Genomic DNA, 14,510 nt, shown 5'->3' on the forward strand with positions numbered 1-14,510 from the left:
GTTATGACTAAGAAACCAATCTATAAGTCACTATATTTTCAAGTTATTGTCGCGATTATTGCGGGTATCTTAGTAGGACATTTTTTCCCTAGTGGTACGCAAGTTATCAATGGCGTTGAAAAATATGTACCTGGCTGGGGCGAGCTTTTTTATCCTCTAGGTCAAGGCTTTATTAAGCTGATCAAGATGATTATTGCGCCAGTAATTTTCTGTACCGTCGTGAGTGGTATCGCGGGTATGGAAAGTATGAAGTCTGTGGGTAAAACAGGCGGTGTTGCGCTACTTTACTTTGAAATTGTATCGACGATTGCACTATTGATCGGTTTACTGGTCATTAACATCTGGAAGCCAGGTGTGGGCATGAACGTTGACCCTTCAACATTAGATACTTCTGGTATCTCAAAGTTTGTTGAATCTGGTCAGCAGCAATCGACTGTCGATTTCTTTATGCATATTATTCCAAACACCGTAGTTGGTGCATTTGCTGAAGGTGAAATCCTGCAAGTGCTACTTTTTGCCTTGATGTTTGGTTTTGCATTACATAAGTTGGGTGATGCAGGTAAACCTGTACTGAAGTTCATCGATCAAATTTCTCATGTGTTCTTTAACATTGTAAACATGATCATGAAACTTGCTCCAATTGGTGCTTTTGGTGCAATGGCATATACCATTGGTAAATATGGTATTGGTAGCTTGGCGCAACTTGCTCAGTTGATCATCTGTTTCTACATTACCTGTTTACTTTTCATTTTCTTGGTTTTAGGCACAATTTCACGTCTTTGTGGCTTCAGTATTTTGAAAATGATTCGTATGATTCGCGAAGAGTTGTTGATCGTACTGGGTACCTCATCTTCAGAGTCGGTTTTACCGCGTATGCTGAAAAAGCTTGAAATTGCAGGTTGTGAAAAGTCAGTGGTTGGTTTGGTTATTCCAACAGGTTATTCATTTAACTTAGACGGTACCTCAATCTACCTGACAATGGCTGCAATTTTCATTGCACAAGCGACCAATACTCAGCTGGATCTTATGCACCAAGTGACTTTATTGGGTGTGTTATTGATTTCATCGAAAGGTGCTGCAGGTGTAACAGGTTCGGGCTTTATTGTGATGGCAGCGACTTTGTCAGCCGTTGGCCATATTCCAGTGGCGGGTCTTGCGCTCATTTTAGGTATTGATCGTTTCATGTCTGAAGCACGTGCCTTAACCAACTTGGTGGGTAACTCATTGGCAACGATTGTTGTTGCGAAATGGGTCGGTCAGTTAGACCAAGAAAAATTAAACTTCGCACTTGCAAATCCAGAAGAAGTAGACCGCTTGATGGCTGTTGAAGAAAATGCTCACGCATAATTTCAGTTCATCTTAAAAAGGAAGCCCAAGGGCCACTGCTGTCCCATAGTTTGCTTTAAATAAAAAAACCTGAGTCCTAACAGTTAAAATATGAGTGCAAACAAACACTTTAACGACCAGGATTCAGGTTTTGTCACATCAGAATACCGTATTTCATGAGCTAATTAAACCTGTTGTGCGACAGGATTTTGAACAACTTGCTAAAGTACACCATGTTGGACAGAAATTTAGAGCGGCTTCCCGGTGGAATCAGTTTATTGCCATATTGATGTCTCAATTCTCTTGTAGGCAAAGTCTGAGAGATATTCAATCCAATTTGGAGTGCCAACAGGAAAAGCTAAGTCATCTCGGAGCAAAGTCTATTCCCCGAAGCACGCTGGCACGAATCAATGAGCAGCAGCCTGCTGCCTTGTATCAACAGCTATTTTACAAGTTGCTTAAATACTATGAACACTCAAAAGTAGCTCATAAATTTCGCTTTAAGAATCCCTTGTATTCCTTGGATGCCAGTCATATTGACCTGTCGCTTTCCCTATGTGAATGGGCCAAAGTTCACGACTCAAAAGCCAGCATGAAACTCAGTATAGGATTGAATCACAGCAATGATATTCCTGAGTTTGTTGCAGTTGAAAATGGCAAAGAAATGACATGGTACAAGGCCGCAAATTCCAGTTTCCTACTGGCAGCATTGTAGTTTTTGATAAAGGCTATGTCGATTACCAATGGTATGCAAATCTGACTGCTCAAAACATTGGATTTGTCACACGTTTTAGGCCTAAATCTGTGTATCAGGTGATCCAGCAACATCCAGTGCTTGAATCCAAAGGTATTCTAAAAGATGAAACCATTCAGCTGAATAGCGCACATGCCCTAAAAAGAAAAGCCCCAGTGTTAAGAAGAATTGAATATAGAGATCAGCAAAGTGGCAAGCACTTTAGCTTTCTCAGCAATAACTTTCATTTAGCCGCCTCCACCATTGCGGCGATTTATAAAGATCGTTGGAAAGTTGAGCTGTTCTTTAAGGCGATTAAGCAGAATCTCAAATTAAAAGCGTTTCTAGGCCGCAGCAGGAACGCAATTCAGACACAAATCTGGATTGCGATGATCGCCTATTTATTGGTGAGTTTCGCTCAACATTTAGGAAAAACAGGTTGGACAGTTCAACGTTTACTCAGAATAATTCAAGTGAATTTGTTTGAAAGAAGAACTTTAAAAGCTTTATTTTCACCCGATAAAATACCCATAAAACAAGAGGAAGCTCATTTGAGCTTCCTCTTGTGAAAAATTGTGGGACAGCAATGGCCCAAGGGCTTCCTTTTTTATTGGAATATAAAATGGCCTGATGCGTTCATGACAGTTGCCTTAAAAATGGCTAGCATGTGAGCTGAATAATAAAATAACGTCACTACAAGGAAGAAGCATGTTGAATTACGATGCAGACCTAGAACTATTTCGCGATAACTTTCGCCGTTTTATGAATGAACACATTGCTCCACACTATGAACAGTGGGAACTAGAAGGCTTAATGCCGCGCTCAGTCTGGAATGCCTTGGGTGAAAATGGTTTCTTATGTGTCGATGTACCTGAGGAATATGGCGGTTATGGTGTTCCAACGCATTATTCACTGATGTTGGTGGAAGAGTCGGCACGTGCGGGTTTTAGTGCTTTATCGACAGGTATTTCTTGTCACTCTGAAATTGCTGCGCCTTATATTTTGCACATTGGAACGGAAGCGCAGAAGCAGTACTGGTTACCTAAAATGGTGTCAGGTGAAGTGGTCGGTGCGATTGGAATGACGGAACCGGGTGCGGGTTCAGATTTGCAAGCCATGCGAAGTAATGCCATTTTGCAAGGGGAGCATTATATTTTAAATGGCTCTAAAACTTTTATTTCCAATGGGCAGCATGCCGACCTTGTGGTGTTGGCGGTAAAAACTGATCCGCAAGCCCGCGCAAAGGGTGTTTCGCTGATGTTGGTCGATACCCATTTGGATGGGTTTAAAAAAGGCACCAACCTCGACAAAATTGGGCTGCATTCACAAGATACTTCTGAGTTGTTTTATGACAATGTGAAAGTCCCGAAAGATCAATTATTGGGACAAGCAGGTCAAGGTTTTGCTTATTTGATGCAAGAGCTACCACGAGAGCGTACAGCAATTGCAGCAACGGCTATAGGTGCAATTCGCGGTTCGATAGATGTCACTATCCAATACGTCAAAGAGCGTCAAGCCTTTGGTCAACATATTTCGCAGTTTCAAAATACACGCTTTGTTTTGGCTCAAGCTAAGATTGATGAACAAGCTACAGCTGCTTTTTATAATCAAAACGTTGAGCTTTATATGCAAGGTAAGCTGGATGTCGAAACCGCAGCTGCGCTAAAAAGTTTTTCAACAGATATGCAAATGAAGGTGGCAGATAATTTATTGCAGCTCTTTGGGGGCTATGGCTATATGAGTGAATATCCAATTTCACGTTTCTTTGTCGATGCACGTATTCAACGCATCTACGGCGGGACCAATGAAATTATGAAAGAAATTGTCGCACGTAGCTTACTTGGCCGCTAAGCCTTAGGTGTTGATATAAACATGTGTCTAAAAAGAGCCTCAAGTAGGCTCTTTTTTATCGGTTCAGTACCAATAAACTTTCTTGTATAAAGGCGGGTAGGTCATATTGGGTTTGCGATGAAATGTATAAATTATTGTCATTCATAACACCTGTGTCATACAGCACGGCACCTGCATCTTTTAAGTCTTGATGAAGGTGATGGATACACGTCATGCGTCTACCTTTCACAACTCCAGCATGCATTAAAATTTTGGGTGCATCAGCACTGCATAAAATAGGTTTTTGCGTGTTTGCAAAGTGCCTGACAAATAAGATATAGCGTTCATCTTGGCACAGGTTGTCTGGCGAAAAACCGCCTGGAATGAGTAAGGCATCGAAGTCATGTACGGAGGCGTCATCGATACTTTGGTCGATGGTGACAAAGGCTCTACGCTTTTTGCCATAAATGATTTTGCCAGCCTGACTTTCAAGGTTAATAATACTATGCCGAGCTGCTCGAAATGCTTCTACGGGTTCAGCATATTCGGCATCCTCAAAGTCATAGGTGACCAAGACTGCAATTTTTTTGTGCATGACAGTACCTACAGTTCATTATTGTTTTGTTTTATTGAGACTATAGAGCAATCGCTGCTGCTGCATACTCTCTTTGTTATGAATACGTCAACTTAAGTAAAGCATATTTTAAAAGATATTCTAACGCACTGAAATACGGATGAATGGTGATTTTTGTGAAGGTGTAGCAAAAATTTTCAAAATCTAGATACAGCTTTAAAAGCGTTGAGTTAAGACCCAAATACCATCGTCTTAGTGTTTTGCTTGAGTGTTGTTCTATGCATAACAGCAAGAAGAAAATAGGCAGGGCTCAGTGGTTTTATTGATGTCTATTATTGGGGCAGTTTATTGATAAACTTGATGATTAAATCAACTGTATGTTTTTAGCACTGAAACATGCAAAGTCTTATTGCGCAAGATTTCAAAGCTAACTATTGTTATACTGTTTGCACAATGTATATGAAGGGCGACATAACAATGATCCAAGACGATCAAAACACAACGACTTCTCTTGACCTCAACCAAATCCGTCAGGATATCGACTCTGTTGATCAACAGATTCAACAACTTATTAACCGTCGAGCGAAACTGGCGGAAGCTGTTGCAAAAGCAAAATTTGCTTCTGAAGAGAATCCAATGTTTTACCGTCCAGAACGTGAAGCGCAAGTTTTACGGAATGTTATGGAGCGTAATGAAGGCCCTTTATCTGATGTGACCATGGCACGTTTGTTCCGTGAAATCATGTCTGCATGTTTGGCTCTAGAAGCACCGCAAAGTATTGCATTTTTAGGTCCTGTTGGTACTTATACGCACTCTGCGGTGTTGAAGCATTTTGGACATGATGCTGTAGTTCGTCCTTTACCGACCATTGATGAAGTGTTCCGTGAAGTGGAAGCAGGCAGTGCCCACTATGGTTTGGTGCCGGTAGAAAACTCGTCAGAAGGTGTGGTCAACCATACTTTAGATTGTTTTAAAGCCTCACACTTAAATGTGATTGGTGAAGTTGAATTGCGTATTCATCACCAGTTTCTTGTGTCTGAAAACACGCGTAAAGACAGTATTAAACAAATTTATGCACATCAGCAAACTTTGGCGCAGTGCCGTGCATGGTTGGACGCACACTATCCAGGTGTGGAACGTGTTGCTTTAAGCTCGAATGCTGAAGCGGCACGTCGTATTCGTACTGAATGGCATTCGGCTGCTATTGCATCTGATGTTGCAGCAAGTATTTATGACTTAGAAATTTTACACAGCAATATTGAAGATAATCCTGAGAACACTACACGTTTCTTGGTGATTGGTCGTGAAAGAATCCCGCAAAGCGGTAATGATAAAACGTCATTGCTGATTTCTGCACATGATCGTGCAGGTGCATTATTGGAAATCCTTGCACCATTTGCAAAGCACAACATTAGTTTGACCAGTATCGAAACGCGTCCTGCATTGCCTGAAAAATGGGCTTATGTCTTCTTCATCGACTTAGAAGGTCATGTGGAACAAGACAATGTTAAAGCGGCGATTGAAGAGATTCGTCCACTTGTGAAAGAAGTTCGAGTATTGGGTTCATACCCGATTGCAGTACTGTAATCTCTAAGGTGGTTGGGTTTGTTCCAAACTCAACCATGTACACCACTTGTAAGAATGGAAAGGTCACATGTCGTTTGCTCCAGCCAATGAAGGTATTGCGAAGTTAAAACCATATCAACCAGGTAAGCCAATCAGCGAATTAGAGCGTGAATTGGGAATGACCGATATTGTTAAGCTTGCTTCAAATGAAAACCCTTTGGGTTGTTCGGACAAAGTAAAAGAAGCAGTTGCTGCTGAATTGGCGGAAATTGGACGATATCCAGACGGTGGTGGTTTTATTTTGAAGGATCAAATTCATGCGCAGTTTGGTGTAGCACATGATTGTATTACTTTAGGCAATGGTTCAAACGATCTACTTGAAATTTTTGCCCGTGCATTTGTTTCAGATAAAGACTCGGTGGTGTATAGCCAACACGCATTTGCAGTTTATGCTCTGGTCACGCAAGCCATCAACGCTGAAGCGATTGAGGTACCTGCTCAAGGTTTTTCGCATGACCTTGACGCGATGGCGGCGGCAATTAAAGACAATACCAAATTGGTGTTTATTGCGAATCCCAATAATCCGACAGGAACTTGGTTTGAAGAGGCTGAATTTGAGCGCTTCATGCAAAAAGTACCGAGTCATGTGATCGTGGTTTTGGATGAGGCTTATGTGGAATATTTCCCAGAAAACTTTAATAGCTTAAAGTTTTTAGCACAGTATCCGAACCTGATTGTTAGCCGTACCATGTCAAAGTGCTTTGGTTTAGCGGCATTACGTGTTGGCTTTGCTTTAGCATCGGCAGAAGTGACAGATTTCTTAAATCGTATTCGTCAGCCGTTTAACGTCAACCATTTAGCCATGGTGGCAGCAGTTGCTGCACTAAAAGATGAAGATTTCATTGAGAAATCACGTGTGGTCAATAAAGCGGGCATGGTGCAACTTGAAACAGGTTTTAAAGCGCTAGGCCTAAACTATGAGCCTTCTCGTGCCAACTTTATTTTGGTCGATATACAAGCCGATCCTGCACAAACTTTTAATGCTTTATTAAAAGAAGGGGTGATTGTTCGTCCTGTGGGCATCGCCAATCATTTACGAGTATCGATTGGAACTGAAGCTGAAAATACGAAATTTCTAACGGCTTTGGCCAACGTACTAGGTTTAGAGGCGAACGTTTAAATTATGTCTGTGCCACTATTTGAAAAAGTTGCATTTATTGGTCTTGGACTGATTGGTTCAAGTCTTGCACGGGTGATGATTGCTGAAGGTTTAACCCAAAATATTGTAGCCTCTACACGTTCGGAAAAAACCTTACAGGATGCCAAAGCTTTGGGATTAATCCAACAGGGGTATAGCGATCCTGTACAGGCGGTTCAAGGTGCGGACTTGGTGGTTTTAGCTTTGCCTGTTCGTGCAACGCAAAAAGTATTGGAAACCATCAAACCATATTTGCAAGAACATACGATTATTACCGATGTGGGCAGTACCAAAGGCAATGTGGTCGACGCGGCCAAAGCCGTGTACGGCGAAGCATTACCTGCTGGCTTTGTACCGGGGCATCCAATTGCGGGTGCAGAACATACAGGTGTGTATGCAGGTAAGGTCGATTTATTTGCAAATCATAAAGTGATTTTGACACCGTTACCAACCAGTGCTGATTGGGCTGTAGAGAAACTGATCCAACTGTGGCAAGCTGCGAAAGCAGAAGTGATTTGTATGGATGTGGCCAAGCATGATGAAGTCTTGGCACATACCAGTCATCTTCCGCATTTGATGGCTTTTAACTTAGTTGAACAACTGGCAAACCGTGAAGATAATTTAGACATTTTCCGCTATGCTGCGGGGGGATTCCGCGATTTTTCTCGAATTGCGGCAAGTGACCCACAAATGTGGCATGACATCTTTTTTGCCAATAAAAAAGCCATTTTAAATGCCGTAGATGGTTTTGAAAACCAACTGGCTACGATTCGTAAACTCATTGAAGATGAAGATTCACATGCTTTAATGGGCTTGCTTGGACATGCGCAAGCAGCACGCCAGCATTTTAACCATATGCTGGCTCAAAAACCTTTCATGGAGAGCAATAAAGTGACGACACAGCAATTCACCATATTACCGGGTAAAAAGAGTTTCCAAGGTAAGTTTAGCGTGCCAGGCGATAAATCTGTGTCACACCGTTCAATCATGTTTGGTGCAATTGCGGAAGGAACGACGCATGTGACAGGTTTCTTGGAAGGTGAAGACGCGTTAGCAACCTTACAAGCCTTCCGTGATATGGGCGTCAGCATTGAAGGTCCTAAAAATGGTGAAGTGACGATTCATGGTGTGGGCGTAAATGGCCTAAAAGCGCCAGCAAGTGCGCTTTACATGGGTAACTCAGGGACTTCAATGCGTCTGCTTTCAGGGATGCTTTCTGCACAAAAATTTGACTCTGTCATGACGGGTGATGCATCACTGTCGAAGCGTCCAATGGAACGTATTGCTAAACCGTTACGCGAAATGGGCGCACAGATTCAAACCACAGGTGAGCGTGGTACACCTCCTGTTTCGATCACTGGAAACCAAGCTTTGCAAGGCATTCACTATGATTTGCCAATGGCATCTGCGCAGGTGAAATCTGGGATTTTATTGGCAGGTTTGTGGGCAGCAGGTGAAACATCTGTTACCGAACCAGAACCTACGCGTGATCATACTGAACGTATGCTACGTGCATTTGGTTATGACGTGAAAACAGAAGGCAACCGTATTTCACTGCAAGGTGGCGGTAAGTTAGTTGGTACAGAGATTCAAGTGCCATCAGATATTTCATCGGCTGCTTTCTTTATGGTGGGTGCTGCGATTACTGAAGGTTCAGACGTCACTTTAGAAGCAGTGGGCATTAACCCAACGCGTACAGGTGTGATCGAGATTTTGAAACAAATGGGTGCAGACATTACGGTTGAAAATGAACGTATTGCAGGCGGTGAGCCGATTGCAGACATTCGTATTCAAGGCACACGTACACTCAAAGGTATTCATATGCCTGAAGATCAAGTGCCATTGGCGATTGATGAATTCCCTGCATTATTCATTGCTGCGGCATGTGCTGAAGGGCAAACAGTATTAACGGGTGCTGCTGAGCTGCGTGTGAAAGAATCAGACCGTATTCAAGTGATGGCAGATGGTTTAAAAACCATGGGTATCGATTGTACGCCGACTGACGATGGCATCATCATTGAAGGTAAAGGTCATTCGGGTGAATGGGGTGCGATTTTCACCGGTGGCGAAATTGAATCACATCATGATCACCGTATTGCGATGAGTTTCTCAATGGCCGGCTTACGCACCTCTGGTGAAATTAAAATCATTGGCACTGAAACGGTTGCCACGAGTTTCCCGACCTTCACGCAATTAAGTAATCAAGCTGGTTTAGCGATCCAAGTCACTGAATAAGACTAAAGCTTAGAGATTTTGTGTGAAAACAGCCAAGCTTTTGCTTGGCTGTTTTGTGTTAAGTCATTATGCTAAACCCATATAACAAAAAAGCCTTTGGAATGATCAATGAGAAAATTACAATTTACAGCACAGCATGGACAGCAGCAGGATGTAAATGAAAGCGGTGTAGTACAGAAGCAAGTACAAGACTTGCTGGTTCAAAAGTTAGGTCAATTTGGTTTTGAAACTTTGCCACAAAGTGGTGATCAGGTGGCTGTGAGTGTTGATAATCATACTTTGCCCCTGTCTATTACGTGCCAAGGTCATGACAGCGAAGGAAATCTGGTGTGCGAAATTGCGTCTTATCCAGATGAAGAGCAAGACTGGTTAGACCGAATTGCTGAACGAAGCTTGTTAAATCAATTGGCACAAGCGGTTGAAACCACACTAAAAACAGATAAAAGTTTTACTGAGTTTGAGTGGAAAGGCCAATTGAATAGATAAAAAATGCTGAATTGGTTTTTCCTAATTCAGCATTTTTTTAGAACAGAACACGTTTAATATTTTGATGGATCAACGCGCTTATAACTGGATGTGCTATAAGACTTATTCCACACGTAACCAAGTTTGGCTACGTCCCACAGCAGAAACGCCTAAATATCCTCTTAAGAATAGCTTTTTCCCATTTGGGCTAATTTTACCTTTTAGGCTATACAGCTTGCCTGAAACGGGATCAATGATTTTGCCATGTGTATAATTAATATTGTTTTCGGTCTTTAAACCGGTAATCACTTGCATACCAATAATAGGCTTATCGGTGTAGGGTGCAGGGCAGTTGGTGCAGAATTCTTTAGCTGTATAGCCTGGACGAGGAGTTGCTTTTAGTGCAGTTCCAGCATAAGTCCCATTGGCTTGCTTTTCAATTTTCACCAGACCTTTGGGTTCTCCAGTTTTATCATCGATATAACGCCAAGTCCCTATAATGTCCTGAGCACAGGCTGACGTGGTGGCTATAGTGACTAAAACTGCCCCGAGAATTGTTTTCATAAAATCCCTGAATATTTTAAAAATTATTTAAATGAATAGCTCTCACGAGCTAAGATGTTGATTGTATAATTTATTATTTGAATAATGATGTGCAGAATATATCAAGTTCAAGCGTAGATTGTTGCATAAAGTACCATTAGCAGGATTAAATCCTTACTTATTTTTAAAACAGGTATTTGATGGAGGTAGTGCTGATTGAGTTTAGCGCTCAAAAGGAAACTTAAAATTATTTTGGGAACAGAAGATATATAAGGGACGACTAATGAAGCTGCTGGAAATGGCGTATTAAGCGTTGGAATAGAAAAAGAGATACATCTAGATTAAAAATAAAAAGTTCAAGAAAGAAAGGGACTAATGTTAGACAGCCATTTCTTTCCTGAACTGAGTGATGCGTTAAATCCACAAGAAACGTGTAATCGCAATACGTAACTGTTTTAAGTAACCGGTAAAGAAATGGTTTGCACCAGGTAATACAGTCACTAAATGGCGCTGCGGTTTAGCCCACGTAATCATGTCAGACAGTAAGGTTACTTCATCGGCTTCGCCATGAATGAATAAGATGTCACCTTTAAGCTGTGGTGTTACATAGTGGCGTACACCAGCGACCGTTGCCGTTGGTAGACCACATAAAATGGTTTGTTTTGGTCGAATTTCTTCTTGTAAAGCGTCATAGCATTTCGCCATGACATGCGCACCGAAACTAAAGCCACCTGCATAGAAGGGTAAAGTTGTATGTGCTGCACGAGCATGCTTAATCACTTCAAGAACATCATCAGTTTCGCCATGACCTTCGTCGTGTAGACCAACACTTTGACCTGAGCCACGGAAACTCGGACGGTACACAATACAACCGCGTTCTAAGAACATTTGCGCAAGCAATGCTGGAACCTTGTGTTGAGGTGTACCACCTTGGAGTGGATGGGGGTGAGTAACTACCGCGAATCCTTTCACTTCACCCTGTGGATAATCTACAAAAACTTCAATTTGCCCAACTGGACCTTGAATGAACATCTGCTCAGACATAGAGAATCGATACATATAACAGGAGAATGGGCTAGTTTAACCGTTTATGCTTATTAAAAACACAGATTGGTAATAAAATAAGTCTACTGATATAGTCTGTTTAATTGTTTTTTAATCAGGTTATCTATGCTTGCCCTTGTTTCTCCTGCCAAAACTTTAGATTACCAAACTGCTTTACCTACCGATACGTATACACAACCCAGATTGCTGCAACATTCCCAAGAATTGATCGAAGTTACTCGCAAACTGTCAGCAAGTGAAATTGCAAGCTTAATGAGCGTCAGTGAAAAAATTGCCACCTTAAATGTCGATCGTTTTCGCGATTGGCAGCCAGAATTCAACTTTGCCAATGCGCGACAAGCCATGTTTGCTTTTAAGGGCGATGTCTATACTGGTTTAGATGCTTATCATTTGTCAGAGTCGAACATTGAATATGCACAGCAACATTTAAGAATGCTCTCAGGTTTATATGGTTTGCTACGTCCATTGGACTTGATGATGCCGTATCGTTTAGAGATGGGAACCAAGCTGGCTAACCCACGCGGACATAATCTGTATGAGTTTTGGGGCAATCACATTACCGATTTAATTAACCAAGATTTAGAACAGGCAGGTTCGAAAATTTTGCTGAATATTGCTTCGGATGAATACTATAAGTCTGTGAAAGAGAGCAAAATCCAAGCAGAGATTATTAAACCTGTGTTTTTAGATCAGAAAAATGGCAAATATAAAGTCATTAGTTTCTATGCTAAAAAAGCGCGTGGTTTGATGGCGCGTTATATGATTGAAAACCAAATTGATCAAATTGAAGGGTTAAAATCATTCCAGACAGATGGTTATTATTTTGATGCTGACAGCTCATTAAAAGGTGAGTTGGTCTTTAAACGAGACGAACAGGCCGCATAATGCATGGGCATTCCAATGGTGCAATATACAAAACAGTTTCAGGACTATTGGGCGCTCACCGCAAGGCAATTGAGTTTAGATGACGATACCACTCAAAAGTTCCATGCCATGCTATATGATGCCTATAGTGAAGTACAGCGGCATTATCATAGCATTCAACATATTGTTGAATGTTTAGAGCATTTTCATCAGATCAAAACCTACTTAGACGATACTTTATCTGTTGAGTTGGTCATTTGGTTTCATGATGTCATTTATAACCCGCAAGCACATGACAATGAGCAGCAAAGCGCTGATTATATGCAACGGATGCTTAAAAATGTGCTTGGAGCTGAGCAAATTGCAAAGATCTATGCATGGATTTTGGCAACCCAAGCACATGCACCGACAGCTGATACTGATTTGGCTTATCTATTGGATATTGATCTGGCTATTTTAGCCAGCGATCCTATGCGTTTTGCTGAATATGAACGCCAAATTCAGCAAGAATATGCTTGGGTTGAGCCCTCACTTTATGTGCAGAAGCGTCAACAAGTGTTAAGGCACTTTTTAGAAATGCACCCTCTGTACCAGACGCCACTTTTCCAAAAGCGCTATGAGCCTCTGGCTAAGCAGAACTTAACCCAAACTTTAGGTATTTAAAGCCCTTTAAATGCTTCGATGGCACGAATACGACTGGATTTCAAATCGACGATTGGTTTGGGGTAGTCCAAATCCATATTCGGCTGCTTCGCATAAGGCTCATGAATGCTTTTGGCATCTAAATGTGCAAGCTCTGGCAGCCACTGTCGAATATAGTCACCATTGCTATCAAATTTCTGAGATTGGCTCACAGGGTTAAAGACTCGGAAGTAAGGTACAGCATCGGTGCCCGTGGAGGCACACCACTGCCATCCGCCATTATTGGCAGCTAAGTCACCATCAGCCAAATGTTGCATAAACCATTGCTCGCCCAAACGCCAATCAATCAACAAGTTTTTAGTTAAGAACATTGCAACAATCATACGGACACGATTGTGCATCCAACCAGTCGCAAGGAGTTGCCGCATACCTGCATCTACAATTGGAATACCAGTACGACCTTTTTGCCATGCGTTTAAATCTTCAGGCGAATCTCGCCATACAATACGCTGCGTGCTGGCTTTAAAGGGCAGGTGTTTAGAGACATGTGGAAAATCAAATAAAATATGCTGATAAAACTCTCGCCAAAGTAATTCATCTAACCAAGTCTGCTGGCCTGTGTTATCAATCATAAATTGACCGTGTTGAGCACGAAACAGGGCATTGAGACACTGGCGAATCGACACGATCCCGAGATTTAAATAGGTTGAAAGTTGGCTGGTGCTATTTAAAAATGGAAAGTCTCTCTCTTTTTGATAGTCACTAACTTTGTGATCAATAAAATCATCGAGCACTGAAAGTGCATATATTTCCGTTTCAGGCCAATAGGCTTTAATTTGATTTAATTCATTCGTATTCACATCAATCAGTGATTCAATGTGTGGAATGGTTGTATTTAAATCGGCAGGAAGCTGTATAGGTTGCTGTGCAGAAGGGAGAGGATAGCACTGCGGTAAGCCAATATTTAAGCGTTCATAACAGGTTTTTTTAAAAGCACCAAAGACTTGATAGGGCTTATCAGATTGGTTACGAATACTGTTTAAGGGAAAGAGGGTTCGATCCTGGAAGAGCGTAAATTCAATGTGTTGCTGATTTAAGCATTGTTGAACTTCGGCATCGCGCTTAAGCTCATTCACGCCCATTTCGATATTTGCAAAAATCTGTTGTACTTGCAGTGTATGACACAAAGATGAAAGCCGACGTGGAATATCTTGCCACAGCGGAATATTTAGAATGAGCAAAGGAATATTCAGCTGAGCAAGGCTCTGTTTTAAATCGTGCAATTGTCTGACATATAAATCAATTTTTACAGCTGCATCATGATGTAATAGCCACTGTTGTGGGGATAGGATCACTAAAGCCAGCATAGGTCCATGTTGGCTTGCATGCCAAAGTGCGGCATGGTCGTGTATGCGAAGATCTTGTCTAAACCAAATTATGTTCATAAAAGGTTAATCAACTGTAATTTT

At 41.6% G+C, this 14,510-nt stretch carries 12 protein-coding genes and 1 pseudogene; 9 read left to right on the plus strand and 4 right to left on the minus strand.

What is annotated here, in order from left to right; translation table 11 throughout:
- Positions 1–3 precede the first annotated feature (3 nt).
- From ACFN7Z_RS05160 to ACFN7Z_RS05170, 3 genes and pseudogenes are all read left to right on the plus strand, one after another.
- Positions 4–1,347 (plus strand): dicarboxylate/amino acid:cation symporter, encoded by a 1,344-nt coding sequence (locus ACFN7Z_RS05160; RefSeq protein WP_004696118.1) that lies wholly within the window; start codon positions 4–6, stop codon positions 1,345–1,347.
- A 130-nt stretch (positions 1,348–1,477) separates the two neighbouring features.
- Positions 1,478–2,628 (plus strand): annotated as a pseudogene (locus ACFN7Z_RS05165) (IS4-like element ISAbe18 family transposase).
- A 139-nt stretch (positions 2,629–2,767) separates the two neighbouring features.
- Positions 2,768–3,910: an acyl-CoA dehydrogenase family protein gene (locus ACFN7Z_RS05170; RefSeq protein WP_010327151.1), complete on the plus strand. Its 1,143-nt coding sequence runs from the start codon at positions 2,768–2,770 to the stop codon at positions 3,908–3,910.
- A 55-nt stretch (positions 3,911–3,965) separates the two neighbouring features.
- Here ACFN7Z_RS05170 and ACFN7Z_RS05175 read toward each other — a convergent pair whose 3' ends face one another.
- Entirely contained in the window at positions 3,966–4,484 is a 519-nt protein-coding gene (locus ACFN7Z_RS05175; RefSeq protein ID WP_010327150.1) for a DJ-1/PfpI family protein, read from the minus strand.
- A 456-nt stretch (positions 4,485–4,940) separates the two neighbouring features.
- Between ACFN7Z_RS05175 and pheA the strand changes: the two genes are divergently transcribed.
- The 4 genes from pheA to ACFN7Z_RS05195 all read left to right on the plus strand — a co-directional run bounded on the left by pheA (position 4,941) and on the right by ACFN7Z_RS05195 (position 9,948).
- Positions 4,941–6,050, plus strand: a complete 1,110-nt coding sequence (gene pheA / locus ACFN7Z_RS05180) for a prephenate dehydratase (protein ID WP_004696123.1) — start codon at positions 4,941–4,943, stop codon at positions 6,048–6,050.
- Positions 6,051–6,117: 67 nt separating this feature from the next.
- A complete protein-coding gene (gene hisC / locus ACFN7Z_RS05185) occupies positions 6,118–7,209 on the plus strand; it encodes a histidinol-phosphate transaminase (protein ID WP_010327149.1) in 1,092 nt (363 codons plus the stop codon).
- A gap of 3 nt (positions 7,210–7,212) precedes the next feature.
- Positions 7,213–9,462, plus strand: a complete 2,250-nt coding sequence (locus ACFN7Z_RS05190) for a bifunctional prephenate dehydrogenase/3-phosphoshikimate 1-carboxyvinyltransferase (RefSeq protein WP_010327148.1) — start codon at positions 7,213–7,215, stop codon at positions 9,460–9,462.
- A 108-nt stretch (positions 9,463–9,570) separates the two neighbouring features.
- Entirely contained in the window at positions 9,571–9,948 is a 378-nt protein-coding gene (locus tag ACFN7Z_RS05195) for a hypothetical protein (protein ID WP_010327147.1), read from the plus strand.
- A gap of 102 nt (positions 9,949–10,050) precedes the next feature.
- Here ACFN7Z_RS05195 and ACFN7Z_RS05200 read toward each other — a convergent pair whose 3' ends face one another.
- A complete protein-coding gene (locus ACFN7Z_RS05200) occupies positions 10,051–10,491 on the minus strand; it encodes a DUF2147 domain-containing protein (RefSeq protein ID WP_010327146.1) in 441 nt (146 codons plus the stop codon).
- A 393-nt stretch (positions 10,492–10,884) separates the two neighbouring features.
- Positions 10,885–11,514, minus strand: a complete 630-nt coding sequence (locus tag ACFN7Z_RS05205; protein WP_010327145.1) for an alpha/beta hydrolase — start codon at positions 11,512–11,514, stop codon at positions 10,885–10,887.
- 126 nt (positions 11,515–11,640) lie between these two features.
- Between ACFN7Z_RS05205 and yaaA the strand changes: the two genes are divergently transcribed.
- Together yaaA and ACFN7Z_RS05215 are read left to right on the plus strand one after the other, a co-directional pair.
- The gene (gene yaaA / locus ACFN7Z_RS05210) at positions 11,641–12,420 is read left to right on the plus strand and encodes a peroxide stress protein YaaA (protein WP_058951696.1); all 780 of its coding nucleotides are present in this window, start codon (positions 11,641–11,643) and stop codon (positions 12,418–12,420) included.
- A 15-nt stretch (positions 12,421–12,435) separates the two neighbouring features.
- Positions 12,436–13,062 carry a hypothetical protein gene (locus tag ACFN7Z_RS05215; protein ID WP_029575072.1) on the plus strand — a complete coding sequence of 209 codons (627 nt, stop codon included), beginning with the start codon at positions 12,436–12,438 and terminating at the stop codon, positions 13,060–13,062.
- Here ACFN7Z_RS05215 and ACFN7Z_RS05220 read toward each other — a convergent pair.
- On the minus strand, positions 13,059–14,486 hold the full coding sequence (locus tag ACFN7Z_RS05220) for a deoxyribodipyrimidine photo-lyase (protein WP_029575071.1): 1,428 nt from the start codon (positions 14,484–14,486) through the stop codon (positions 13,059–13,061). The two genes, ACFN7Z_RS05215 and ACFN7Z_RS05220, sit on opposite strands and share 4 nt — an antisense overlap.
- Positions 14,487–14,510 lie beyond the last annotated feature (24 nt).

This window comes from Acinetobacter sp. P1332, from assembly GCF_044057475.1.
GTDB classification, from domain to species: domain Bacteria; phylum Pseudomonadota; class Gammaproteobacteria; order Pseudomonadales; family Moraxellaceae; genus Acinetobacter; species Acinetobacter johnsonii.

Coding starts and splice junctions, on each gene's coding strand:
- ACFN7Z_RS05160 (WP_004696118.1), top strand. CDS start 4: ATGACTAAGAAACCAATCTATAAGTCACTATATTTTCAAGTTATTGTC.
- ACFN7Z_RS05170 (WP_010327151.1), top strand. CDS start 2,768: ATGTTGAATTACGATGCAGACCTAGAACTATTTCGCGATAACTTTCGC.
- ACFN7Z_RS05175 (WP_010327150.1), bottom strand. CDS start 4,484: ATGCACAAAAAAATTGCAGTCTTGGTCACCTATGACTTTGAGGATGCC.
- pheA (WP_004696123.1), top strand. CDS start 4,941: ATGATCCAAGACGATCAAAACACAACGACTTCTCTTGACCTCAACCAA.
- hisC (WP_010327149.1), top strand. CDS start 6,118: ATGTCGTTTGCTCCAGCCAATGAAGGTATTGCGAAGTTAAAACCATAT.
- ACFN7Z_RS05190 (WP_010327148.1), top strand. CDS start 7,213: ATGTCTGTGCCACTATTTGAAAAAGTTGCATTTATTGGTCTTGGACTG.
- ACFN7Z_RS05195 (WP_010327147.1), top strand. CDS start 9,571: ATGAGAAAATTACAATTTACAGCACAGCATGGACAGCAGCAGGATGTA.
- ACFN7Z_RS05200 (WP_010327146.1), bottom strand. CDS start 10,491: ATGAAAACAATTCTCGGGGCAGTTTTAGTCACTATAGCCACCACGTCA.
- ACFN7Z_RS05205 (WP_010327145.1), bottom strand. CDS start 11,514: ATGTCTGAGCAGATGTTCATTCAAGGTCCAGTTGGGCAAATTGAAGTT.
- yaaA (WP_058951696.1), top strand. CDS start 11,641: ATGCTTGCCCTTGTTTCTCCTGCCAAAACTTTAGATTACCAAACTGCT.
- ACFN7Z_RS05215 (WP_029575072.1), top strand. CDS start 12,436: ATGGTGCAATATACAAAACAGTTTCAGGACTATTGGGCGCTCACCGCA.
- ACFN7Z_RS05220 (WP_029575071.1), bottom strand. CDS start 14,486: ATGAACATAATTTGGTTTAGACAAGATCTTCGCATACACGACCATGCC.